Annotated in this window: 27 protein-coding genes and 1 pseudogene; 19 read left to right on the top strand and 9 right to left on the bottom strand. The window is 61.8% G+C overall.

The annotated features are described in order from the left end of the window. Positions 1–3: 3 nt before the first annotated feature. From cmr1 to PJB24_RS10225, 9 genes are all read right to left on the bottom strand, one after another. On the bottom strand, positions 4–1182 hold the full coding sequence (cmr1, locus tag PJB24_RS10265) for a type III-B CRISPR module RAMP protein Cmr1 (protein WP_273845472.1): 1179 nt from the start codon (positions 1180–1182) through the stop codon (positions 4–6). Further along, complete coding sequence (gene csx2, locus PJB24_RS10260; protein WP_273845470.1) at positions 1182–2912, bottom strand: TIGR02221 family CRISPR-associated protein; 1731 nt, start codon at positions 2910–2912, stop codon at positions 1182–1184. Before csx2 ends, cmr1 begins: the two co-directional genes overlap by 1 nt. Positions 2913–2924: 12 nt before the next feature. After that, positions 2925–3416, bottom strand: coding sequence for a CRISPR-associated protein Cas4 (cas4, locus tag PJB24_RS10255; protein ID WP_273845468.1), 492 nt, complete (start codon positions 3414–3416; stop codon positions 2925–2927). After that, on the bottom strand, positions 3413–5896 hold the full coding sequence (gene cas3, locus PJB24_RS10250) for a CRISPR-associated helicase Cas3' (protein WP_273845466.1): 2484 nt from the start codon (positions 5894–5896) through the stop codon (positions 3413–3415). The genes cas4 and cas3 overlap by 4 nt, the downstream gene beginning before the upstream one ends. Beyond that, positions 5893–6660 carry a CRISPR-associated protein Cas5 gene (gene cas5, locus PJB24_RS10245; protein WP_273845464.1) on the bottom strand — a complete coding sequence of 256 codons (768 nt, stop codon included), beginning with the start codon at positions 6658–6660 and terminating at the stop codon, positions 5893–5895. The genes cas3 and cas5 overlap by 4 nt, the downstream gene beginning before the upstream one ends. A 3-nt stretch (positions 6661–6663) precedes the next feature. Further along, entirely contained in the window at positions 6664–7608 is a 945-nt protein-coding gene (gene cas7b, locus PJB24_RS10240) for a type I-B CRISPR-associated protein Cas7/Csh2 (protein ID WP_273845462.1), read from the bottom strand. 21 nt (positions 7609–7629) lie between these two features. Beyond that, a complete protein-coding gene (cas8b, locus tag PJB24_RS10235; protein WP_273845460.1) occupies positions 7630–9651 on the bottom strand; it encodes a type I-B CRISPR-associated protein Cas8b/Csh1 in 2022 nt (673 codons plus the stop codon). Between the two features lie 694 nt (positions 9652–10345). Next, the gene (locus PJB24_RS10230) at positions 10346–10753 is read right to left on the bottom strand and encodes a hypothetical protein (RefSeq protein WP_273845458.1); all 408 of its coding nucleotides are present in this window, start codon (positions 10751–10753) and stop codon (positions 10346–10348) included. Beyond that, positions 10728–11138: a hypothetical protein gene (locus tag PJB24_RS10225; RefSeq protein ID WP_273845456.1), complete on the bottom strand. Its 411-nt coding sequence runs from the start codon at positions 11136–11138 to the stop codon at positions 10728–10730. Before PJB24_RS10225 ends, PJB24_RS10230 begins: the two co-directional genes overlap by 26 nt. Positions 11139–11331: 193 nt before the next feature. Here PJB24_RS10225 and PJB24_RS10220 point away from each other — a divergent pair, with 193 nt between their 5' ends. From PJB24_RS10220 to PJB24_RS10135, 19 genes and pseudogenes are all read left to right on the top strand, one after another. Beyond that, positions 11332–11769, top strand: coding sequence for an SWIM zinc finger family protein (locus PJB24_RS10220; RefSeq protein WP_273845453.1), 438 nt, complete (start codon positions 11332–11334; stop codon positions 11767–11769). Positions 11770–11956: 187 nt separating this feature from the next. Next, positions 11957–12109 (top strand): hypothetical protein, encoded by a 153-nt coding sequence (locus PJB24_RS10215; protein ID WP_273845451.1) that lies wholly within the window; start codon positions 11957–11959, stop codon positions 12107–12109. A gap of 192 nt (positions 12110–12301) precedes the next feature. Next, complete coding sequence (locus PJB24_RS10210) at positions 12302–12493, top strand: hypothetical protein (protein WP_273845450.1); 192 nt, start codon at positions 12302–12304, stop codon at positions 12491–12493. Further along, a complete protein-coding gene (locus PJB24_RS10205; RefSeq protein ID WP_273845448.1) occupies positions 12490–12645 on the top strand; it encodes a hypothetical protein in 156 nt (51 codons plus the stop codon). Before PJB24_RS10210 ends, PJB24_RS10205 begins: the two co-directional genes overlap by 4 nt. Then, positions 12642–13229, top strand: a complete 588-nt coding sequence (locus tag PJB24_RS10200) for a helix-turn-helix domain-containing protein (RefSeq protein ID WP_273845447.1) — start codon at positions 12642–12644, stop codon at positions 13227–13229. The genes PJB24_RS10205 and PJB24_RS10200 overlap by 4 nt, the downstream gene beginning before the upstream one ends. Continuing rightward, complete coding sequence (locus PJB24_RS10195) at positions 13216–13371, top strand: hypothetical protein (RefSeq protein WP_273845445.1); 156 nt, start codon at positions 13216–13218, stop codon at positions 13369–13371. The genes PJB24_RS10200 and PJB24_RS10195 overlap by 14 nt, the downstream gene beginning before the upstream one ends. Continuing rightward, complete coding sequence (locus PJB24_RS10190; RefSeq protein WP_273845443.1) at positions 13368–13700, top strand: hypothetical protein; 333 nt, start codon at positions 13368–13370, stop codon at positions 13698–13700. The genes PJB24_RS10195 and PJB24_RS10190 overlap by 4 nt, the downstream gene beginning before the upstream one ends. Beyond that, positions 13693–14976 carry an MT-A70 family methyltransferase gene (locus PJB24_RS10185; protein WP_273845442.1) on the top strand — a complete coding sequence of 428 codons (1284 nt, stop codon included), beginning with the start codon at positions 13693–13695 and terminating at the stop codon, positions 14974–14976. Before PJB24_RS10190 ends, PJB24_RS10185 begins: the two co-directional genes overlap by 8 nt. After that, a complete protein-coding gene (locus PJB24_RS10180; protein WP_273845440.1) occupies positions 14976–15581 on the top strand; it encodes a hypothetical protein in 606 nt (201 codons plus the stop codon). The genes PJB24_RS10185 and PJB24_RS10180 overlap by 1 nt, the downstream gene beginning before the upstream one ends. Continuing rightward, entirely contained in the window at positions 15578–16666 is a 1089-nt protein-coding gene (locus PJB24_RS10175) for a hypothetical protein (RefSeq protein ID WP_273845439.1), read from the top strand. Before PJB24_RS10180 ends, PJB24_RS10175 begins: the two co-directional genes overlap by 4 nt. Continuing rightward, a complete protein-coding gene (locus PJB24_RS10170; protein ID WP_273845437.1) occupies positions 16666–16980 on the top strand; it encodes a hypothetical protein in 315 nt (104 codons plus the stop codon). The genes PJB24_RS10175 and PJB24_RS10170 overlap by 1 nt, the downstream gene beginning before the upstream one ends. Beyond that, positions 16977–17801 (top strand): DNA adenine methylase, encoded by an 825-nt coding sequence (locus PJB24_RS10165; RefSeq protein WP_273845435.1) that lies wholly within the window; start codon positions 16977–16979, stop codon positions 17799–17801. Before PJB24_RS10170 ends, PJB24_RS10165 begins: the two co-directional genes overlap by 4 nt. After that, the gene (locus PJB24_RS10160) at positions 17801–18031 is read left to right on the top strand and encodes a hypothetical protein (RefSeq protein WP_273845433.1); all 231 of its coding nucleotides are present in this window, start codon (positions 17801–17803) and stop codon (positions 18029–18031) included. Before PJB24_RS10165 ends, PJB24_RS10160 begins: the two co-directional genes overlap by 1 nt. 615 nt (positions 18032–18646) lie before the next feature. Then, positions 18647–19297, top strand: coding sequence for a DNA cytosine methyltransferase (locus PJB24_RS10155; protein ID WP_273845431.1), 651 nt, complete (start codon positions 18647–18649; stop codon positions 19295–19297). Then, positions 19294–19470, top strand: a pseudogene (locus tag PJB24_RS15925) (helix-turn-helix domain-containing protein); the annotation flags it as partial. The gene PJB24_RS10155 and the pseudogene PJB24_RS15925, both read left to right, overlap by 4 nt. Before the next feature lie 141 nt (positions 19471–19611). Further along, positions 19612–19785 carry a hypothetical protein gene (locus PJB24_RS10150; RefSeq protein WP_273845430.1) on the top strand — a complete coding sequence of 58 codons (174 nt, stop codon included), beginning with the start codon at positions 19612–19614 and terminating at the stop codon, positions 19783–19785. Next, positions 19782–20066, top strand: a complete 285-nt coding sequence (locus tag PJB24_RS10145; protein ID WP_273845429.1) for a hypothetical protein — start codon at positions 19782–19784, stop codon at positions 20064–20066. Before PJB24_RS10150 ends, PJB24_RS10145 begins: the two co-directional genes overlap by 4 nt. Then, the gene (locus PJB24_RS10140) at positions 20066–20590 is read left to right on the top strand and encodes a GIY-YIG nuclease family protein (RefSeq protein ID WP_273845427.1); all 525 of its coding nucleotides are present in this window, start codon (positions 20066–20068) and stop codon (positions 20588–20590) included. Before PJB24_RS10145 ends, PJB24_RS10140 begins: the two co-directional genes overlap by 1 nt. Continuing rightward, positions 20587–20952: a VRR-NUC domain-containing protein gene (locus PJB24_RS10135; RefSeq protein WP_273845426.1), complete on the top strand. Its 366-nt coding sequence runs from the start codon at positions 20587–20589 to the stop codon at positions 20950–20952. Before PJB24_RS10140 ends, PJB24_RS10135 begins: the two co-directional genes overlap by 4 nt. Positions 20953–20973 lie beyond the last annotated feature (21 nt).

Raw genomic sequence — 20973 nt, 5'->3', positions numbered from 1 at the left:
TCTTTACACCTCCACTACGTTGGCGAATTGCTGGCGACGTTTGCGTGGAGGCCGTTGGTGTGTACCTTTCATGCGTTCCAGAAAATCGTCTATGGGCTTCCAGAACGACTTGTCGTATCGGGGAAGCGCAGTCGTATTCAGCAGCTTCAGAGGTTCGTTCTGGGGCAAGAAAGCTGAAGGCAGGAAGCTCAGTACCGCCAGAGGAGCGTCCGCGTTCTTGGTCTGGTGTATGTGAATGAAGAGAGGACTGGCGCGCCTGTCGTGGTATGCCGGTGTAACTTGGAGGTGCCTTTGCTTTCCGTAGTTGTGAGGAAGCCCGAATACGACGCGTCTTGGATACTTGATGTTCGTTTTGAGACCGCTCATCAAATCGTGGTCATCCTTGAAATTCTTCTCGCTAGGCGATCCCAGTACCGTACCGTTGCGTCCCCAGCTGCGATAGAACATCATCTCGCGGCCCACCCTGTCCAACAGGCTCAGCGTTGATTCCCCTTCGCGGCCTTCGACTACAATGAAACGGGAGTCTCGGGAGATCGCTGTGAACAGAGGGTGAGGAGAGTCTTTCGAAAACCTTGTCAGAGACTCAACCATCTTATGAACGTCACTTGGCGGACTCCATGGTTCGTTGCTGTAGCTCAGTTTCGTTAGCGTGAGGCTGCCGTATCCTTTGCGGGACTTGCTCCCCAAGCTGCCTACTAAACCCATCAACTTGAGCGTTTCAATTGATGAACTTATTTGCTGCTCTGTGGCAAGCCTTCCGAATCGAAGCTCGAGCGTAAACTCAAACGGAGAAAGCAAGCATGGTCTGATCAGCTGTCCTGCCTGCGTGCTTCTATTCTTGCTCGCGAATGCTTCCATAACGCCGTAACCTAAATACCGGGTTCCTTCTCCTACGACGTTTTCTCCATCTTTGAGTATCTGTCCCTTTTCCAGGACCTTTGGCATGGTCTGAGAAAAGAGCTTCAGGAGCACTGCTGCTTGTCCCTCGTCGGTGCTGCCGAAGAGGCGGGTTTCTTCTTCCCGGATCTTCTGCAGGTCGCCGTATCTGCTCCAGGCGAGGGCGCGCCACCAGAAGCGCAAAGCACCCTTTATGGAGGGGAGCCTCAGCTCGGCTTTTGACTGATCGGCCCCGCTCATGAACATCGGGGTGACGACGCGGAAGGTGGCCTCTATCTTCTCCATCACTCCTCCTCTCCTCTTTCCGTTATGTCGATGACCTCGCCCCTTACGTATGGCCGCTTGCGTTGCTCTTCGGGGTCTCTACGGTCTATGCAGGCTACGGTGCGGGACTCGAGGCCGAGGTCTCTTCGGAGCGCGGCCTCGATGCGTTCCACGGCCCAGCCGAGACACGTGGTGCCGCCGGTGCGGTTGACGATGACCTCCTGCGCTGCGGCCCAGCGCGGTCCGTGTTCTTTCAGGGCCTCCTCGGCCTTCTCTCGGGCTTCGTCGAAACCGTTGAAGGGATCGTCGAGGATAAGGCAGGAGACTTCGAGGTCTTCGCGGCCGGCTTCGGTCAGGATCTCGCCGACCTTCTGTTTGGCTTTCTGGCTCGTGATGATGAACAGATGGTCCGGGCTCTCCTGCACGATGGCGGTATAAAGCGCGCCGGGGGTCATTCCGAGCGGGGAGACGAGCCAGCGCTCGTCCTTGCGTTCGACCTCTGTGCTCCAGAAGCCAGGGTTGCACAGGTTCTCTTTTATCTTTGCGTGGATCTCACGCAGGGCTTTGTCGTCGAACTTCACCATGTCCTCGCGCATCCCGGCGTGGGCGAGGGCGTTGCGCCTCTCTCTGACCTGATCCCAGAGTGTGGCCAGCTCTTGCTGCTCTTTGGAGAGAAGCTTCTTGAGCTGGAACGCTCCCCTGTTCCACGAGGCGATCACCCCGAGCCGGCGCTCCGCTCTCTGACGTTCTTCCCCCTCCAGCCAGCGTTTCGGGTCCTGTGTGTGGAGTATGACCGCCGAGACGATGAGCTCCCGCATCAGGGTCGCCGCAGCCCGGAGGTCCGAGATGGCGAGGTACCCGTCGACAAGGTGCGCCTGGCGCTCCAGCTCTTCGATCGTCAGGATCATGCCTTTCTTTGGTTTGTTTCCCTTTGGTGCTTCTGGCTCCGGGAGAGCGAAGCTTGTGAGCTGCCCTTTCAGCTCCTCCCAGAAGCCCCTGAGCGGAGCGAGGCGGGAGAGCTCCTCCTCTGCTGAGCGCGCCTTTTCTAACGCTCGGTGAGCTTCGAAGCCGGCCTCGAGCGGCATGCCGGAGGCGAGGGGCGCTTCGAGATCGAACAACGCGCGACCAACCTGCTGCAGACGGGTGAACGGCTGCTCGCCGCTGCGCTGGTGGGATCTGCGCTGGATGCGCTCCAGCATCTCACCCAGCGGGCCGGGGAGCAGGTAGTCGGAGAAGAGCCTGACCCCGTAGGACCATTCGGGCAAATCCACGAGCGGAGTGAGGTCGAAGATGGGGACGTTGTTGCTCTCGTCCCGGGCCTCGTAGGCTCCGTAGTAGACGCCGAGGGTTTTTATTCTCTTGCGCGCGGCGTGGTACTGAACCGCCGAGAGGAGCAGGGCCGGGAGGTGGCGGAAGCCGTGGGTGAGGTCCAGGATGACCTCGTCGCCTTCCTTCAGGTGTTCCCCGAACTTCTCGAAGATCTCCCAGAGCTCCGCTTCGGATTTCCCGTCCGGAATGTCGACGGGTGTGTAGGCCCACCCTTGCCGTTCGGCCTCGGAGCACAGCTCTTCCTCATATCTATCTCTGGCCCTTCGGGTGAGGAGGGCGACGAGCTCAAGGTCTTCCCCCGCGCCGATTACGCAGCAGCCTATCGCGACCGGAGCCAGATTGGTATGCCGTCGCCACGTGCCGAATAAGTAGTTGACTTGCTTGTATTCTCCTGTTCCGACGACGCAAACGAGCTTCTTCACGAACGTCTCCTCCTAAGACCAGCAGAACTCCGCGTAGGCGCACTTGCTGCAGTAGCGGATGCGCTCCGCCGGCGGGGGGAGCGGACGCACCAGCAACTGCTCCAGCTTCTTTACCGTCTCGCGCACGTCTTCTTCGAGTTGCGGTGTAAGTTCGACTTCCTCGCGGAACCGCTCTTTGGGCACCAGGATCTCGCCGCTGGCCTCGATCCCTTCCTCCCGCAGCCGCAGCAGGTAGTAGCCGACCTGCAGCCGCGCCGCAGGCAGGTAACGGGTGGACTTCTTCACCTCGGAGAGAACGAGCCGGCCTCCTTCGCGCCGCACGCGGTCGAGTTTGATCCCCGGCAGCTCGATCTCCTTCATCGACCTCTCGTAGTGCTCGAGCTGGTTGAGCCTCCCCTCCACCAGCAGCTCGAACTCCCTCTCGGGCTCCATCTGACGCGCCATCAGCCACGCCTGCCGGGGGCAGACCGCGTAAGACTGAACGAGCGTGCCCGTGATGCTCAAAGCAGCATCGCCTCGTCTTCGCCCCACTTGTATCCCGTCTCAATGTCGTAGAACGTCGAGCCGCTCGAGCGGATCTCGTCGAGCGAGAGGTAGAAGTGTTCCGGGATCTCGGGGTGCTGTGGGGGGAAGTTCTTGCGCAGCCGGTTCACGGTGGGGGTTACGGTGAACGGTGCAACCTCCCGGTAGGCGCGCCGGATCCTGGTGCGGTTCTTCTCTTTCTCACGGTAGAGGCTCGCAAGGCTCTCTACGGCCTCCGCGGCTCTCTCGTTCATCTCCACGAGCATCGGCATGGTCGCGAGCTCCTCCTGTATGAAGCGGTAGCGGCTTATGGTGATGTGCTCACCCTCCCGGCGGTCGAACTCGAGCTCCCTTACGGCGGCGATGTATTCGATCGAGAAGTCGTCGCTCTTGCGTTCCTCCACAGTGGCGAAGTAGCGCTCGACGAGAGCGTGGAGCTCCGGCTCCCCAACCTCTTCTTGCAGCATCTCGCGGGAGATGAGGGGGAGCACCCGTCCGTAGACCATCTCGGCGAAGGGACGCGAGTTCTCGTTCTCCAGAAAGACGACGTACACCGGAGCTGGGGTGGGGATATCGCCGCTCCGGTTGCATCGCCCGGCCACCTGCACGATGGAATCAAGCGGTCCCTGGTCTCTTATGACCTCGTCGAAGTCGAGATCCACCCCGGCCTCGACCACCTGCGTGGAGACGACGAGCGGCTTCGCGCCCCGTCTCATGCACCTCTTGAGCAGCCGCACCCGCCGCGAACGCTGCCAGGGGGTAATGTTGGTCGAGAGGTAGAAGATGGAGGCGTCCGCTCCCTCCCTGCCGTACTCCCGGTATGGAGAGAGGTCGAGGCGTTCTTTCAGCATCCGGTAGAGCTCTATGGAGCTCGAGATGGTGTTCAGCACCACGAGCAGAGAGCGGTTTGGGGATTTAATGTCCTCGATGAAGTCCGCGAGTTCCTCGATGGTCCGCACGTTCCGGTGGGGAACGAGGCGCGTCCGGGAGAGCCCGGCGAAGTTTTGCTCGGGGTTCTTTAGCAGCTCTTTGGCACCGGGAAGGATGTGGGGGCGGGTCGCAGTCATCTGGATCACGGTGCAACCGAGGTCGCTCACGAGCGTCGTGAGGACGTGCCCCACGAGCCTCCACTGCTCGTAGGGTATGCTCTGCACCTCGTCCAGCACCAGGATGCTCCCGGCGACGTTGTGCAGCCGCTTGAGCGGCCGGTTGCGGTTCGTGAGCAGGCTCTCGAAGAGCGAGACGAAGGTGGTCACCACGATCTCCGGCTCCCACGCCTCCGTGGAGAGGAGCTTGTCTTCCACCGCTTCTTCTTCGTTCTCGTCTCCGGTGAGCGGGGCGAGGTGGTGGCTTCTCAGGAGGTGGTCATAGGGAGAAGCGTCGAAGCCCGGACACCGGCGCAGCACGCTCTCGATCACATCGGCGTTCTGCTCGATGATGTTCACGAAGGGGAGGGCGTAGATGACGCGCGGCAGATGCCCGGTCTCCTTCCGGATGCGCTCCCTGAGCCTGAGCGCCGTCTCCAGCGCGGCGAGCGTCTTCCCCGAGCCGGTGGGCGCGGTGAGGCTGAGAATGGCCGGGTAGAGCTCATCGAGCGGTCTCTCCTCGATCCTCCGGGCGCACTCCTCGCGGATCTCATCCCGCATCCCGGCGAGCCGCCGCGCGTTGGGAGATCCGGGCGCCTCGTGATCCTTCAGGCTTCGCACGTGATCTTCCACCAGCGAGGGTGGGATGGAGTGGCGGGAGGGCTCTCCGGCGGCCGCTGCCGAGACGTGCTTGTCGGCGTCTATGAGCGCGGAGAAGAGGAGGAGCAGCCGCCAGTAGCGACGGGTTGCCTCCGGATCTCCTCCTTTGAGAAGCCTCCGGCACGACCTGCGCATCTCCGGCAAGAGTTTCCACCAGCTCTCTAGCGATAGAAACTCTTCTGCTTCCGGAACCCCAAGCTCTGCCAGCTCGGAGACTATCTGCTCCCTGTGCGCCCCGCGCATGTCTTCTAGCTGAGCCTCGACGGCGGCGAGCTCTCTGCGGAGACCCGACGAAAGACCCGCGAAGGTCGGGGCGTCTCTCAGGTCCTCCTTGCGGGGCAGCACCTCCTGCGGGGTCACGAGGTGGCCGTGGTGGCGGTGGATCGCGAGGTAGACGAGAAGCGGGGCTTCGACATCCTCAGGATGCCGGCTTTTAGCGACGAACGCCCCAAGGAGCGCGGAGACGAAGGAGTGGTGGGAGTACTCTTCTCTGGGGGGCTTCTTCTCCAGCGGTGGAAGCTTCTCCTGAAAGTAGGTCGTGTACTTGCCGAAGTCGTGGGTGAGCCCGCAGAGCCGGGCGAGAGCGGCGAGGTGCGCTCGGCCCGAGATAGGGAGCGTGAGCACTTTTCTCTCCGCCATCCGGGCTACCGCCGCGAGGTGGTCTTTCAGGAGCTCCTCCGATCTCCCTCCCCGCGCCGGACGCGCCAGGAACCTCATCGCATGAACACCCCGTACTCGCGGATCCCCGAGTAGGAGACCTCGAAGACCTCGCTCTCCAGCCGGGCGGTTATGTGCGGACCCGCACGGTTGTAAAGGAGATCGCCCGCGGCGATTAGCCGCCGACTTTCGTCAAGGGAGAGCGGGGTGCGCTCCTTGACGATCTGGGTTCCCTCCTCCAGGCGAGGCGGGCCTGAGAGCGCGGAGGCCGGGAGCACGGTACTGATGGGGAGCTCCTCTTCCCGCCTTCCGAGGCTCCAGTCCTCCGTGCTCCTCACGTGCTCCACCCGGCCCGGACACTCGGTCATTCCCAGGTAGGGCGGATAGACGGGAGTGCCGCCTTCCAGAACCTCTCCGAGACGTTCGAGCCACCCCCGGTCCTCATGCGTCACGTAGATGCGGTAGCGGAGCTCTCTGTAGCCCACCTCCGGGAAGACCCACTCCACCGGCACCTGTATTGGCCCCCTGCTCCCGTCGAAGCCGCCGGCTCCCTTCTGCCAGACGTGGCCCTCGGTCATCAGGTAGTTGACCTGCTGCATCACCCGCCGCACCGGCACCCGCACGGAGAGCGCTATATGACAGCGGCCGAGGCCGAGGTCTTCAGCATACGCGTCGCGCTCGTAGCCCATCATCCCGGCGATGAGCCCCGCGACGGTCGTGCGGGGCGGGAAGGGATATGAGAGCGAGGAGGAGTTGGTGTAGAACTTGCGGAACATACCGTACGCCCCGCAGAGGTCGAAGACGATGAGTGTGTTTTGCGGCATCGCCTAGAGGGTCTCCAGCCGATCGTCGAGTATCTCCCGCAGGCCGCGCTCGAAGGCGTTCCCGAGTTCCGGGTGGCTCCAGAGACGGGCTCTTCCGATGGAGCCCTCGACCGCCCTCACTCTCTCCAGCACCCGATCGAAGCCTATCGAGAAGTCCCGGATGTCGCGCAGGGTGTCTGTGGTTTTGCCGTCTTTGGGGTCGAGGGCGAGGTCCTCGCGCACGTCCCCGAGCCGTAGAGCAGAGTCGTCCTCGTACTCGACGCGCAGGTAGAGCCGCGGGGTCTGCCCGATCTTGCTCCTCGTCGTCGCCTGCTGCGGGATGGCCCTCACCATCGCCTCGTCGAGCGCGGTGAGATCCTCGTCGGTGAGCCCGGTGTGTCGGGCGCGGCTCTTGCTCACGATGCCGTAGAAAGCGAGCAGCGAGTAGTGCACCCGCCAGTCCTTGCCGAAGGTGCCGTACTCGTTCTCTCTGCCCGCGAAGTGGCTCGAGATGGTGGCGGAGTTGTTAATCTCGACCCGGTGCAGCGAGTATCCCCAGCTGAACTGCACCGGGCCGGTGAAGGTGACCGAGGTGTTCTCCATCGGCATCGTCGCCCCGAAGAGCCGCACGTCTCGCAGCCTTCTGAGAAGCCAGTCCTTGAACTCCCGGCTCTGGCGCGCCTGTCTCTCGGTGAGGTTCGCTCCGTTCTCCTGGTTGTAGTCCGAAAGCAGCACGCTCATGCGCTGCTTGGAGCTGGTCGTCTCGTCCTGCTCGGTGCGCCTGACCCAGATGTCCTCCCCGGCGTCGAGCCAGTAGTCCCTGAGGTAGCGCTTGAGCCTGACGTCGGAGACGAGGTTGCGCCCGGTTGCTTCGTCCATGCGCGGGCGGTTCTCGTCGTCCGGGTCGCCGTTTGGGTTGGTGAGCTTAGCGTCGTAGAGGTAGAGGATGTCTCCGTCGTGGATGGCCAAGCCTTCTCTCCTTTCTCTCTTCTAGGCGGGCTGCTTCTCTCTCGCGGTCATCGCCCTGAAGGTACGGTGCGAGTAACCGCTCAGCAGGTAGTAGACGTTCTCTGAGGGGGTGAGACGCCACCCTCGCTGGTTTCTGGTCAGGAGCTCCTGCGCCTGGGCGAAGATGGCCTCGTTGCGGCCCTGCAGGAGCGGTCGGCGCTCGCCGGAGCGGTCGGTGTAGCGGTACTGGCGGAGCTTGTCGAAGAGCTCGGTGGCCAGGCGCTGGACGCGGGGGAGGGTCATGCCCTGGTAGTTGATCTTGTTCAGGATCGTCTTCTCCCCACCCCGGCCCTCGGGACCGAGCCGCCACTGGGCGTTCGCGATCTCGGCGACCAGAGCGCCGAGCAGGTACAGGGCCGCCTGCTGCTCGTCGTAGCCGAGCCTCTTCAGGTACTCCTTCTCCACTTCGTCGAGGGAGAGCCTCTCCAGGTACTCTTGCGACACTTCTTCCTCCTTCAGCTGGTCGAGATCCCGCAAGAACGCGAGCAACAGGTTGGTCTGCGCGAGATAGCGGACGAGGGTGAGGTCTTCCATGCCTTCCTTTGGGGCGCTCACCTGGTACGATCCCGTGTTGCCGAAGCGATAGGCCCGCGCCAGCTCCATGAAGCCGTCCGTGAGCTCCTTGCGGTCTATGAGGCCGCCGGAGATGAGGGTGTGGTAGAAGGCCAGGATCTTCTTGTTCAAGTATTCGACTTTCCCATCAGGCTTGCGGACTTTTCGTACTGGGATGAGGTAGTAGATCTGCTGTAGGGTGAGGTCTCTCGCCTCGTCTCCGTAGAGCTCCTCCCACAGCCGCCCCGTCTCGAACCCCTGCGCGCGCAGCTCCTCCAGGCGGTAGGACGGAATGTCCTGGATGAGCCTAAGGACCTCGAACTTGGCCTGCTTCTGTTTGTAGAAGAGCAGGTTGATCATGTACCCGCTCGCAAGGTGTTCTTCTCTGAACTCTTCGAGCTCCTCGTCCAGCTCCCCGGCCTGCACCCTCCCGATGTCGAAGAGCGTCCTGTTGCGGATGCTCCTGAGCGTGCGCACGAGTGCCTCCGGGAACCCGCGCGGGATCTCCACGGTGTAGAGGTCCGGGATCATGTACCCCCTCGCCCCGGCGAAGCTGAAGCCGAGCTCCCTTCCCACGAACCTCTCCCCGACGAGCAGCGCCCGGTACGCTTCTTTCGAGAGCGCGAAGTTGGAGGTGAAACCCTTCTTCGTGGCTCCGGAGGCGAAGCCCAACTTGTCCGTTATGTAGTACTTGAACCTGAAGCGCGTCATGTCTGTTGTGACCGGGCCGTACTCGCCGCTCAGGTGGCAGCGTCCCGTCTGATTCCCGGTGAAGGCGCTATCCACGAACCTGCGCTCCAGGTACGTGTGGTAGGCTGGATCGTCCACGAGAAGATCGCCGTCGAGCTCGAGCGTGAAGAGCACGCCCCTCTCAGGGATCTCCGGGAAGTGGTCTCGCAGCGCCTTCACCACCCTCTGGGGGATGTTCTTGGGGTTCGTGCCGCCCCTTATCTCATCTCTCAGGTCTTCACGGGAGGGACCCGGGATGCCGAGCCTGCCGAGATCCCAGAGCCGCCGGTTGCGCTGGTAGGTGCCGCCTCCTTTTATGCCGAGCTCTCCCGGCTCTCCGAGGTCGATGTAGAGCTTCTCCCGGAGGTTCTTCAGCTTTGAGTACAGATCGCTCTTTGGATCTATCCTCCCTTCGCCGAGCAGGTTAGGGATGGTCTGGGAGACGAGATAACCCAGGTTGTCCAAGGTGAGACGGTCCTGCGGGTCGTTGCCTGGGGCGTTGCCGAGCCACAGGTACCTCGCGGCGGTGTTCTTCTGGCTGTCCAGCTCTCGAAGCTCGACATCTAGCGAGAGCCTCCGGGAGTCCAGCTTCAGGATGGCGACGTATGATTCGTCTTTTCTGTCCCGTGGGGGTGCTGCGGCGAGCGATTCCAGGACCGCCCGCCGTCCTCCACCGCTCTCCTCGAGCAATGCGCGCCCGATCTGGTAGATGCTCTCTATCATCTCTTTCTCCCGTTGGATGCGATGGCGATCATGCCAAATCCCTGCCAGTTCGAGAAGGTATCCACAAATGTGAGCCTTAAGTTTTCTCTTGTCTACTGTTCTTTGCGCTGAAAAGTGAGGAGGACTTCTAGCGCCTCAAGGCAGTGCTCCTCGGAGTAGTCGTACTGCCGTATGACGCTCGGCCTACGTTTTCTCTCGGAGGGGGGAGCCGGGAGGCCACCGGCCCTCACGGAAGGTAGGGAAAGGGAAAGGAGGAGAGGGATGCTGTCGGTCTCCCGGCTCATGCGGCGCAGTATAACACAAACGTAAGTAAAAATCACGTGATGTGATAAAATAATCCACGCAAATCAGATAGCGGCGACAGAAAGGCTAGGTCGATGCTCACTGAGAGTAGGCAGGGAACCCAGCAAATGTCCGAGTTTGGCCGCACTCTTTATAGCCTTATGCTTACGAGAGGGATTGAGCGAAGGCAAGACCTGCTGCGCCTTCTAAACAAGGGTGGGTACAAGATTAGCCAGCCCCGGTTGAGCTACCTCCTCAATGGTGAACGCAATGTCGATCCGTTGTTCATGGCCTGCGTCTCGGAGCTTCTGCGGTTAACTAAGGAGGAGAGACGCCGCCTGGCGTGGGCCTATGCCTATGGACAGAGGAAGTTCTCAGAAAGGGAGGAGCGGATCATAGCCAATTTCCGGGGCTAGTCTTCAGGCAGTTCCCCTCTAGCTTTAAGGTTCTCGATTATCGCGACCACGACCGAGAGGGAGAGTTCGCACCAGCCTGCAATGACTCGCGGGTGATTGGCGAGCCTGCACGCCTCTTTGACCTCCTCCACCCAGCCGGGCTGGAGGTCTTCGATCACAGAGCGGATTGCTAGGATGGCGTTAGGGTCGAGGTCTTCTGGCTCCTCTACCTCGACGATGAATCGCCGTCCGCCTTTCGGGGGACGCTTCTTGAGGTGCCCGTGCGCTTGTATCTCGCACGAGCGCTTTACAAAAGATGGAAGCTCAGGATTTACCGCCAGAGCCGCAAGATCATCTGAGTGATCAACAAAAAAATAACCATCTGCGCTGGGACCTACATCAAACTCCTCGACCCTTAGCTCCACGCGAGCTCTCCCCTTTATCCTCCTGCTGCTCGCTTCTTATCTTACCCTCAAACCTGCGAGCTTTGTCAATGGTTTCCTGGGAGAGCCCGCCTCTGGACCGGCCGGACTTTGGGTAGGCGAAGGAATACGCAAGGCGCATCTCTTCCTCTTCAGTAAGCCCTAGGGCGGCAGAGATTGCGTCGAATAATTTCTGCGGATCCTGTGGGTTCCTATCTCCGTAGAGATACTGCGAGAGCCGGGATTGCCCTATATGGTAGCCCACGGCGTCCAGCCTTCGGCGCAGCTCCTGCCATCCACCGAACACCTCATGGTTGACCATGAGCTTGTTCAGCGTCTTGCCAAACTCGGTCATCTCCCGCCTGGACCTTCTCTCCGCCACAATCATGTTGATAACCTCTTATGTGAAGTTGGTCAATGGCTTTCATTATCTTATATCACGCTAAAGAAATAACACATAACGCACCGCGAACCCTCTTTACTTTAATCACGTTACGTGATAAAGTATAACGGAAGTAAAAAAGCTCCGGCGCTGCACCACCAGCCCGGAGCACGGACCCGGAAAGGAGGCTTCCGGATCAGTGAAGAGTATATCGGTTCAGGGGAACGTGGAGGAGCACGTCTCGCGGGAAACGCTTCGGGAGCGGCATCCCCGCCTTCTCGCCGGTGTGGATCTGGCGCGGGAGCGGATGGCGGATTTTCGGGCGCTCGGGGGCGGGATCTGGGAGGTGCCTAGCTCCTCGGGCGGCACCTACCGCGTCGACTACAGGTCGCAGGAGTGCACCTGCCCCGACTACCAGTACCGGCACCGGGACGACGCCGGGTACCGGTGCAAGCACATAATCGCCGTCGGTTTTGTGCTTGGCACCACGGCCGAGTGTGCCGGGTGCGGGAACCGCTTTCGGCACCGCGACCTGCACGAGGTCGTGGCGGGTGACCCGAGGTGGGCGGGAGATCTCCCTCTCTCCTATTTCGAAGGGGATCTCCTTTGCGATGAGTGCTTCGAGGGGGCGGCGTGATGGCCGCCCTTCCATCCCCGGAGGTCGTGGAAGCGGCCGTGGCGAAGGTGCCTGAGCTCTCGGGAGATACGTTCTGCCTCCTTATGTGGTGCCCAGAGGGGCACTTCTTTCAGATGCTCGCGCTTTCGGCTGGGTCGCCGTCGTACTCGGTGCGCACCACTGGCTCGGCGCGGATTGCACGGTTGTGGTGGGAGAGCGTCGCCAGGCTTTCGCTCACGGACTGGGGGAGAGTCAGGCTCGCCGAGATCGCAGAAGGTGGGGGATGAGCATGCTCGAGGAGCTCGCGGCTACGGAGCGGATGTTCAAGGCGGAGGTCGAGGAGCTGAGGGAGGAATTATGAGAAGGCGGCGTATGGTGGCTGCCGGTAGGGGGATGAAGTGTTTCGGCTGTCGTGGTTCTGGGGTCATATTGGCCCGGTTTCCCGTGTGCCCGGCGTGCGGCGGCACCGGCAGGGTACGCGTCCTCTGTGTTCCTGAAGGTGAAAGGCGGTGAGCACGGAGCTCGTGGCCGGGGTCTTCGGGAGGGGGGAGAGGTGAGCTTCAGGAAAGATCCCCACCTCCCACCCGGATACCGCATTTTGCTCGCAGACCCTGAGGTGATCCAGCTTCTAGCGCCGTGGGGAGACGTGGTCTTTACCTGGAGCCGTCATGGGGCCGCACCGGAGAAGGTCGAGGCTCTCGCCTGGGAGCACTACGAAAAGTCCCGAAAGGAGGAGAAGAGTTGATCTTCCCCCTCATTACACTCATCGCGCTCTTCTGCGTGCCGGCAACACTACTCGTGCTCGGCTGCCTGGAGGCCTCAGGCCGCGCGAGCGAGCTCGAGCGACAGAAGGAGGAAGAGTACCTCTCTCTGGAAGAGCTCTGGAGGCGCTCATGAGTGCCGGGGAGAGCCAAGAGAGGCGCACCATCCGGACGCCGGCTGGGGAGGTGGTACAGCAGAGGTGTACCTCTTGCGGGCTGTGGCTCGCGCTCTCTTCGTTCGAGAGGACAGGCGAAGGGCTCTACCTGAAGAGCCGCTGCCGCGAGTGTACGAACCGGCTCTACCGCGAGCGGGTGCGGAACTCCGACGACGACTCGAGGAGGGGCCGGAAGTTCAGAAGGCTCTACGAGGAGAAGAAGAAAAACGGGCCGAGGGTCTGCAAGAAGGAAGGCTGCGACACAAAGCTCTCCGCCTATAACCCCGAGCCTTTCTGCTCGGTCCACCAGCGGGAGGAAGAGGAGAGAAGGCTCCTTGCCGAGCTCGACTTTCTCTCTCGCACCCAGGGGCGGGCCTTAAGGGAGAGAAGGCGTGCGCTCTCTCTCACGCGCCGGGAGCTCGCCGCGCGTGCAGGCCTCACGCTCTCGACCGTGGCAAACGCAGAGAGGGAGGACGCGGCGCACGCCCCGACCAAAGAGACGCGAGAGAGGCTCGATAGCGCCCTCCGCGAGCTCGAGGAGGTGTCTTTGCATGCCGAGGCGTAGAGAGCCCGTGTGGGGACCAAAGAAGAGCGGGACGTGGACGCTCAGGCTGTGCCCGGTGTGCGGCGAGAGGAGGGTCATGCCGAAGTGGGCACGCCGCTGCGGCTACTGCCTCGCCAAAAAGGCGTACCGGAGGGCTTCATGAGAACCGGGCTCCCGCTCACCGAAAAGCACAGGAGGGCGTGGACGGCCTGGGTGCATATCACGAAGCTCGACCCAGCGCTCCGGCAGGACCTCTTGCGCAACCCTTCGGAGGACTTCATGGTCCCGGCCTCGGCCGCGCTCGCCTCCCACGTCCTCCTGCGGCGTCTCAGGTTCTCGGAAGAGGAGTCGGCGGAGAACTTCGAGAAGCTGGTGGGTAGGCCCGTGGCGCGTGTCGCCGCCTTCTACTACGCAGTTCGGGACCTGGAGAAGGAGGAGCAAATGAGGATGCTCGACGCATTCGCGAGGAAGTACGAGGTCTCTCGTGGGTGAGGTGGTGCAAGCCCCGGTAGCCAAGATAACCGTCCCCCAAGATAGGCTGCGGGCAGAGCGCGACTTTACCCCGCTCGCAGAGAGCATGGCCAAGATCGGACTTTTGCACCCGATCACGGTTACCGAGTCAGGTGTTTTGGTCAGCGGCAGGCACAGGCTCGAGGCCGCAAAGTCGCTCGGTTGGAAGACCATACCCGCTTTCGTCGTGGAGGACGACGAGCTAAAGAACCGTCTGCTTGAGATAGACGAGAACCTCAAGCGGCTCGATCTCACCACCTACGAGCAGGCAAAGCACGCCGAAGAGCGCGAGCGGGTCTTGGCGGCCCTGGGGCAGAGGGCTAAGCGCGGGGCACAGGCAGGCAACAAGAACGCGTCGAAAAACGAACCCGCAACCGTTGCGGGTTCGTTTCCTACCACCGCAGACATAGCAAAAGAAGCCGGCATGTCGGAGAGGACGTGGCAGGGGCGGGTGAAGATAGGCCGCTCCCTCGGGGAGAAGACGCGCTCCGTACTCGACATGGCAGACCCCACCGACGAGAAGCACCGGCAGTTTCTAAACAGCACCACCCAGCTAAACCACCTCGCCGATATCTCAAATAAGCGCGGCGACGAGGTGGCCGCGGAAGTCGCAGAGCGTGTGCTCTCTGGCGAGGAGAAGACCACATTCGACGCGTACGAGCGCATGAAGCGCGAGACAGCGGCACGGAGGCGCGAAGCCGAGCGTGAAGAGAAGCGGCGTGCCTTGCGGGATATGCCTCTGCCCGCGAGACGCTACGAGCTGATCTATGCGGACCCCCCATGGCGCTACGAGCATGCTCGTACGGACTCTCGGCGAATAGAGAACCATTACCCGACCATGAGCCTACAGGAGATAAAGGATCTTAAGGTCCCCGCCGCAGAGGACGCTACGCTCTTTCTTTGGGCCACTAGCCCTAAGCTCGACCAGTCTTTAGAAGTCATGCGTGCCTGGGGCTTCGAGTACCGGACCTCGCTTGTCTGGGTCAAAGATAAGATCGGCATGGGCTACTACGCACGCCAGCGGCACGAGCTGCTGCTCGTCGGCAAGCGGGGCAATCCGCCCGTGCCGGAGCCGCACAACAGGCCAGACTCGGTCATAGAGTCCCCACGGCTCGAACACTCCGCCAAGCCAGAGGTAGTTTACGAGCTTCTGGAGCGCATGTATCCGCACGCGACGAAGGTAGAGCTCTTCTGCCGCCGCCCGCGGGAGGGCTGGGACGCGTGGGGCAACGAGATAGAAGACGGGAGTGCGGCCTGATGGTCCATGACTTCGAGGAGAGTCTGAAGAGGTCGCATGCATACGAGGATGCACCGTGGTGGCGCGAGGTTTACGAGAGAGCGTTTCACAACCTCCAGGAGATGGTGAGTGTCAGGCAAGACGGCTGGGCACAGCGCGCGGGAATAGACCGCAGGCTAATCCTGGCAGACGGGACGGTGCTCTCGGTAGACGAAAAGGTCAGGGAGCGCGACTATCCGGATTTTTGCCTCGAGTACTGGAGCGACCGCAAAAGACAGATACCGGGTTGGGTAGCCAAAGACCTCACCTGCGACTACATAGCATACGCGTTCGTCCCAAGCAGGACATGCTACCTGTTGCCCTTCCAATTGCTCCGGCGCGCCTGGAGGGAGCACCACAGACGGTGGGTTGGCACCTACCGCAAGGTCGAAGCCTTAAACCGTGGATACGTCACCGTAAGCGTAGCAGTCCCGATAGAGGTTGTGCTCGAGGCGATATCGGACGCAATGGCGGTCCGCTGGTCTGCTACTGCGGACCATAAAGAGTCCCCTTGTGGCGAGATCCCAGACGAAGAGCTCTACCTGGGCTACTGGGAAAGGAGATTCGAGGAGGAGGACTTCTCATGAGCACGCCTAAGAAAACAAGCCAGCTCCTCATAGACGAGGTCCCGCTTCAGGTTTTGCCTTCTCTGGCGGCGAAGATAGGACTTAACCGCGCCGTGTTTCTGCAGCAGCTTCACTACTGGCTTAAGAGGCCCGGCGCCCACGAGCGCGACGGCCGCCGCTGGATATACAACACCGCACAGGAGTGGCACGAGCAGTTCCCCTTCTGGTCGCCTGAGGCCATTCGCAAGATAGTCGCCCAGCTGCGCAAGGCTGGCCTGATAGAGACCACGAGCAGCTACAACCAGCATCGCTCGGACAAGACGCTCTGGTACACGATCAACTACGAGGCACTGGAGGAGCTCGTTGGCGGCTCGGAAGACCCACCGGAAAAAAGTACGCAGACCCTAGACCCACCGGAAAAAAGTACTGAGCGACCGGAAAAAAGTACGGATCTGGGACCGGACAAAAGTTGGGAGCGTTACCAGAGACTACCAGAGACTAACAACAGAGATTCGGACTTACAGTCCGGCGAGGCGGCGATTTCACCGCCGCCTGCGCCGGAAAAGAAGGTCATGAGTCCAAAACAGTACGCCATAGGGCGCCTCATGGACTTCTACAACGAGGCCAGGGAGAAGGGCAAAAAACCAGCGGTGCCAGACGAGCCATTCAAGCGGCGAAACGGAGATATCTACGCAGCTCACTTCGCCGAAGGATACGAGGCTAAGGAGCTGGACGAGGCTCTACGCGTCCAGGTACGCCACGCCTGTGGGGAGGGAGAAGGCTACTACGAAGGCAAGAAACGCTGGATACCGTTCGTGGACGCACTCGAGATAGCACGCCGGGAAAAGAGAACTCCGGCTGCCGCGGAAAGGGCTGCTCCGTCACCGGAGTTTCCTCCCTCGCCGCCTGAGGCTATCGAGGCTATCCGCAACCACGCATACCTCTGCCGCTACGCTCCGGTGGCCGAGAGGTGGGACTTCACGTCCGCCGAGGAGCCGCCGTTCAAAATCCTGGCTCGTATCGGCGGGGACGAAGAGGAGCGCTGGCGCAACCTCGAACGATTGCGCTCGGTGGCACGCCGGGCGGTGAGGGAGAAGGTGGCCTGATGGAGCGGGCGGAAGGAGGCAGGATGCTCGCCCAGGCCGGCCGCCATATCCGCCTGGAGCTAAGACGCTCATACCACTCGCCGGAGGAGGCCGAGAGAGCGATAAGGGAGGCGGCGGAGGATATCGAAGGCCTGGAGAGCTGGGCGGCTCTCATGGCAGCAAGGGAGAGACAACTCCAGGGAGATATCCGAGTCGAGGAGTACGGCTCGCCTTTCCGATTCTCCGAGATGCCACCCCCGATACGCCAGGCCGCCATCCTCTCGGTGGCCGCGGCGATGCTGGCCTGGACGGCGCAGCAGGAGAGAGAGGCATGAGAGCCCCCACCTCCCGCCCGGCGCCGGTGCTCAAGTACCCAGGCGCGAAATGGACCCTCGCCTCCTGGATAGTCTCCCATATGCCTCCCCACACGGTGTATGTGGAGCCGTTCTTCGGCTCGGGAGCAGTCCTCTTCCGGAAGCCCCGCTCCCGCGTAGAGCTCGTAAACGACCTCGACGACCGCGTGGTGAACCTCTTCCGCGTCCTTCGGGAGCGCCCGGACGAGCTCGAGCGGGCGGTGAGGCTCACGCCCTACTCCCGCACCGAGTACCTCGCCAGCTACGAGCGCTCCGAAGACCCCCTCGAGGACGCGCGCCGGTTTTTAGTGCGCTCGTGGCAGGCTCACGCTCTGAAGGTCGGGGGGAGAAGCGGCTGGCGCTACGAAATATCCGACGTGAGAGGCCGTCCGGCATGCGGTGATTGGCTTACGGTGCCACAGAGAATCCAGGCTGCCGCAGAGCGTCTCTCTGGCGTCTACATCGAGTGCCGTCCGGCCGAAGAGGTCATCGCCGCCTACTCGAGGAGCGAGGCGGCCGAGAGGACGCTCTTTTTCATCGACCCCCCGTACCTACTCGACTCCCGGCCCGGCTACTACCGCCACGAGATGACAGCAGCCGACCACGCAAGGTTGCTCGGCCTCCTCGACGCCCACCCCGGGCCCGTCCTCCTCTCAGGCTACCCGCACCCGCTCTACGAAGAGCGGCTCTCGCACTGGCACAGCACCAGCCGCGAGGCCCTCGCCGAGAAGGGCAGAAGGCGCACCGAGGTCCTCTGGCTGAACCCGGCTGCGGCTGAGGCGCTAGAGGGGAGGCTCTTCTAGTGCGGCGCTCCTGGTGCATAGTAAGGACCTCCGGCCGCCGGAACCAGAACCTCCACTGCGAGCAGATATTCGCCTGTAACTCCGAGCTCGAGGCGAAAAGACGCCTCCGGGACTTCCGCCGCGCCAATCCGGCCATGAAGGTGTCGCTCAGGAGGTGGCCGGTGTCGTTCGCAGAATCCGAGAGAAAGGAAGGACTCGTGTACGAGGAGGAGAGGGGGCGGGATGGCTGACTCTCCGCGGGGCTTGGACCTCTTCTGCGGCGCCATTGTGGTAAAATCTAGCAGTGCTAATACGCTGTGCATATTGCGGCGTAGAGGTCGAAGCGCAGCGGCGTACGAAGAAATTCTGCTCGCCGCTCTGTGCTCAACGGCATGCTCGAGGTTGGCCCAAGAAACGGGCCTGCCGGGAGTGTGGAGCCGTATTCGAGGTTCGCACCAGAGCAGATGCAAATCGGCAGCATTGTTCGAAGCAATGCGCCAAACGCCACAATGCCAAGAGCATCAAGGGCTGGCAGACGGAAAATCCCGAGGCCATGAGGAAATACAACCAGGCGCGCAAAGCCAGGAATCCGGGCGTCTGGACAGAGAAGCATCGCTCGGAGCGACTACGAATCATCGAGTTGCTCGGCGGTGCTTGCACAGTGTGCGGCGTTCGAAATCCCAACTGGCTCCACGTCGATTTCATTCCCACGACCAGGGAGTTCCGCTATCGGCATCCGCGCCATTACGCCTACGTAAGCAGGCACAGGGATCAGTTTCGTATCCTCTGCGCCAATCATCACTACGAACTAACGCTTACCGGCCGAATCGAGGGTACAGACATCACGCAGTAAGAAAGGCGGCGAGATGAGCCGCCAACTGCGGGGGTTGGACTTGTTTTCGGGTGCAGGCGGTGCTACCCGCGGCTACCAGCTTGCGGGCTTCCGCATGACCGGTGTGGATATCCGTCCGCAACCGCGCTACGTGGGCGAGGAATTCATCATGGCGGACGCTCTCGAATACGTGCACGAGCACGGCCACGAGTACGACTTCATCCACGCCTCGCCGCCCTGCCAGGCGTTCACCCCTGCGCGCCATATTCACGGATCCCGGCATCCGGACCTCCTGAGCCCAACCCGCGAGCTTCTGCTTGAGACAGGCAGGCCGTGGGTTATCGAGAATGTCCCCGGCGCGCCCATGCGGCCTGATTTGGTCCTTTGCGGTTCGCACTTTGGGCTTCGCTGCAGGCACGGACGGCTGGTGCGCCACCGGTTGTTTGAGTTCGACACGCCACGGTTGCTGCTGGTGCCTCCATGCGACCATAGCGGACCGGTCGTCAGCGTCTTCGGTCACGGCGGGCACGTTTACCACGGGGTTGGCTGCTGGCGGGAGGTGATGCAGATACCGTGGATGACACGCGAGGAGCTCTCGCAGGCAATCCCACCGGCTTACACACATTTCATCGGTGTGCGATTAAGAGGAGAGATGGAAGGGCTCGTGTACGAGGAGGCAGAATGAGTAAGCTAGGACGCGAAATACGCCGCCGCCGGGAGGCGAAGGGCTTTAGTCAAACAAAGCTCGCCGCGGCAGCAGACATATCTGTCTCGGCAATCAGCCGAATCGAAGCAGGTAAGCGGAGTCCGAACTCTGCGACGTTGATAAAAATCGCGCGGGCTCTAGATGCGGAGGTCTACGACCTCCTCCCAAAACAGACTCTCTTAGAACCTCGAGTAGGGCGGCGCGGAAGAGAAGAGCTCTCGGCGTTTGCCGCCGCGATGGCCCGCAAGCTGGATGCGAACGCGCATAAAGGCGGCTGGAAGGGAGAGAGCCCCTTGTGGCTGTTCGCGCGGCTCTGTGAGGAGGTCCAGGAGCTGGAGGAGGCCATGTACGCGAAAGAAGGAGAGCCGGACCCCGATGCCGTGCGGGAGGAGTGCGCGGACGTCGCGAACTTTTGCATGATGCTCTCAGACGTCACCGGGGCGCTGGAGGGGAGGAGTGGGCGGTGAGCTGGTGGGTCAACCAGGAAGGACATGTCCGCGAAGGCGGCCCGGAGCTTTATGAGCAGGGCTACGTGAAGCTGCCCGACCCGGATTCTTCCGGGTATTCGGAAGGGGCGAAGGTCTATGGGGAGCTCTGGAAGCAGACCGGCCTCGACACTTTCGAGCGGGCGGTGGTCGTGGTTCGCCTCGTGCGTAACGGCGACGATCCGGCCTGGGAGTCTTGTGGCCGCGCTGTGACCTTCAACGAGCTTGCGGCGAAAATCAAGGAGATGACGGGGGAGGAGTAGTGGCTCGGGCGTTTTCTTATGAGGGGTATCGGGATCGGGCCAGGCACGAGTACGGATACGTCTACCTGCTCGAATGCGCCAACACCGGCTGGCATAAGGTAGGCTGGACGCTTCAGCACCCGGAAAAGCGTCTTCTGTCGATCAGGGAGGAGTTCCAGGAGGGCTTCGATTGGCGGCTAATCGGTTGGATTACCTGTTTCGATCCGCCGGGAGTAGAGGCAACGCTACATACCCTCCTGGCTCATCGCCGAGTTACCAAACGCCGCGAATGGTTCGTGCTTTCCGAGGCCGAAGCGAACCTCCTGCGTCTTCTTTTCGACGTAGGGGATGTCGAGGCGCGGGTATTCGAGGCTGCGTTTCGGGAGGGTATTTCTGTAGGGAGGTTTTTGCAAGAGAACGATACCTACGATGACTTGCTTTGGGAGAGGGAAAGGCTCGAGGCGCCCTCGCTCTTTGAGCCTACGTTCTTCCCCGAGAGCCTTCTGGAGCCGGTATCTCCGCGGCAGCGCAAGGCATTAATATGAGCCAGAACCTCACCCGCGAAGAGTACCTGCGCGAGCTCGACTTCTCTATCTCCGAGAAAGAGTTCACCACGCGCGTGAAAGGCATATTCCGCGCCGCAGGCTGGCTCACATACCACACCTGGTTCTCGAAGCGCTCTGACGCCGGCTTTCCCGATCTGGTGTGCGTGAAGGGAGAGAGGCTCGTAGCCATGGAGCTCAAGGTCGGCAGGAACCGTCCTACCGCCAACCAGCTCGCGTGGCTCGAGGCGCTCCGTGAGGCCGGCGTGGAGACCTACCTCATGTGGCCGCGCCACGAGCCGGAGATAACGGCCATTGCCGCAGGGGAGAGGCCGGAGCGCGAAGGCAGGCTGCGGAAGGGCTGAAGGCCAGAGAGGGGAGGACAC

Origin of the sequence: Rubrobacter calidifluminis (assembly GCF_028617075.1) — a bacterium.
In the GTDB taxonomy this organism is placed as follows: Bacteria; Actinomycetota; Rubrobacteria; order Rubrobacterales; family Rubrobacteraceae; genus Rubrobacter_E; species Rubrobacter_E calidifluminis.
Note: the sequence above shows the minus strand (reverse complement) of the source record. Positions and strands in the feature narration are given on the sequence as shown.

Excerpts from the sequence above, each read along its gene's own strand:
- cmr1 (WP_273845472.1), bottom strand. The coding sequence starts at position 1,182 with ATGGAGAAGATAGAGGCCACCTTCCGCGTCGTCACCCCGATGTTCATG.
- cas3 (WP_273845466.1), bottom strand. The coding sequence starts at position 5,896 with ATGAGGTTCCTGGCGCGTCCGGCGCGGGGAGGGAGATCGGAGGAGCTC.
- cas5 (WP_273845464.1), bottom strand. The coding sequence starts at position 6,660 with ATGCCGCAAAACACACTCATCGTCTTCGACCTCTGCGGGGCGTACGGT.
- cas8b (WP_273845460.1), bottom strand. The coding sequence starts at position 9,651 with ATGATAGAGAGCATCTACCAGATCGGGCGCGCATTGCTCGAGGAGAGC.
- PJB24_RS10225 (WP_273845456.1), bottom strand. The coding sequence starts at position 11,138 with ATGATTGTGGCGGAGAGAAGGTCCAGGCGGGAGATGACCGAGTTTGGC.
- PJB24_RS10200 (WP_273845447.1), top strand. The coding sequence starts at position 12,642 with ATGAGTGCCGGGGAGAGCCAAGAGAGGCGCACCATCCGGACGCCGGCT.
- PJB24_RS10195 (WP_273845445.1), top strand. The coding sequence starts at position 13,216 with ATGCCGAGGCGTAGAGAGCCCGTGTGGGGACCAAAGAAGAGCGGGACG.
- PJB24_RS10190 (WP_273845443.1), top strand. The coding sequence starts at position 13,368 with ATGAGAACCGGGCTCCCGCTCACCGAAAAGCACAGGAGGGCGTGGACG.
- PJB24_RS10180 (WP_273845440.1), top strand. The coding sequence starts at position 14,976 with ATGGTCCATGACTTCGAGGAGAGTCTGAAGAGGTCGCATGCATACGAG.
- PJB24_RS10175 (WP_273845439.1), top strand. The coding sequence starts at position 15,578 with ATGAGCACGCCTAAGAAAACAAGCCAGCTCCTCATAGACGAGGTCCCG.
- PJB24_RS10170 (WP_273845437.1), top strand. The coding sequence starts at position 16,666 with ATGGAGCGGGCGGAAGGAGGCAGGATGCTCGCCCAGGCCGGCCGCCAT.
- PJB24_RS10165 (WP_273845435.1), top strand. The coding sequence starts at position 16,977 with ATGAGAGCCCCCACCTCCCGCCCGGCGCCGGTGCTCAAGTACCCAGGC.
- PJB24_RS10155 (WP_273845431.1), top strand. The coding sequence starts at position 18,647 with ATGAGCCGCCAACTGCGGGGGTTGGACTTGTTTTCGGGTGCAGGCGGT.
- PJB24_RS10135 (WP_273845426.1), top strand. The coding sequence starts at position 20,587 with ATGAGCCAGAACCTCACCCGCGAAGAGTACCTGCGCGAGCTCGACTTC.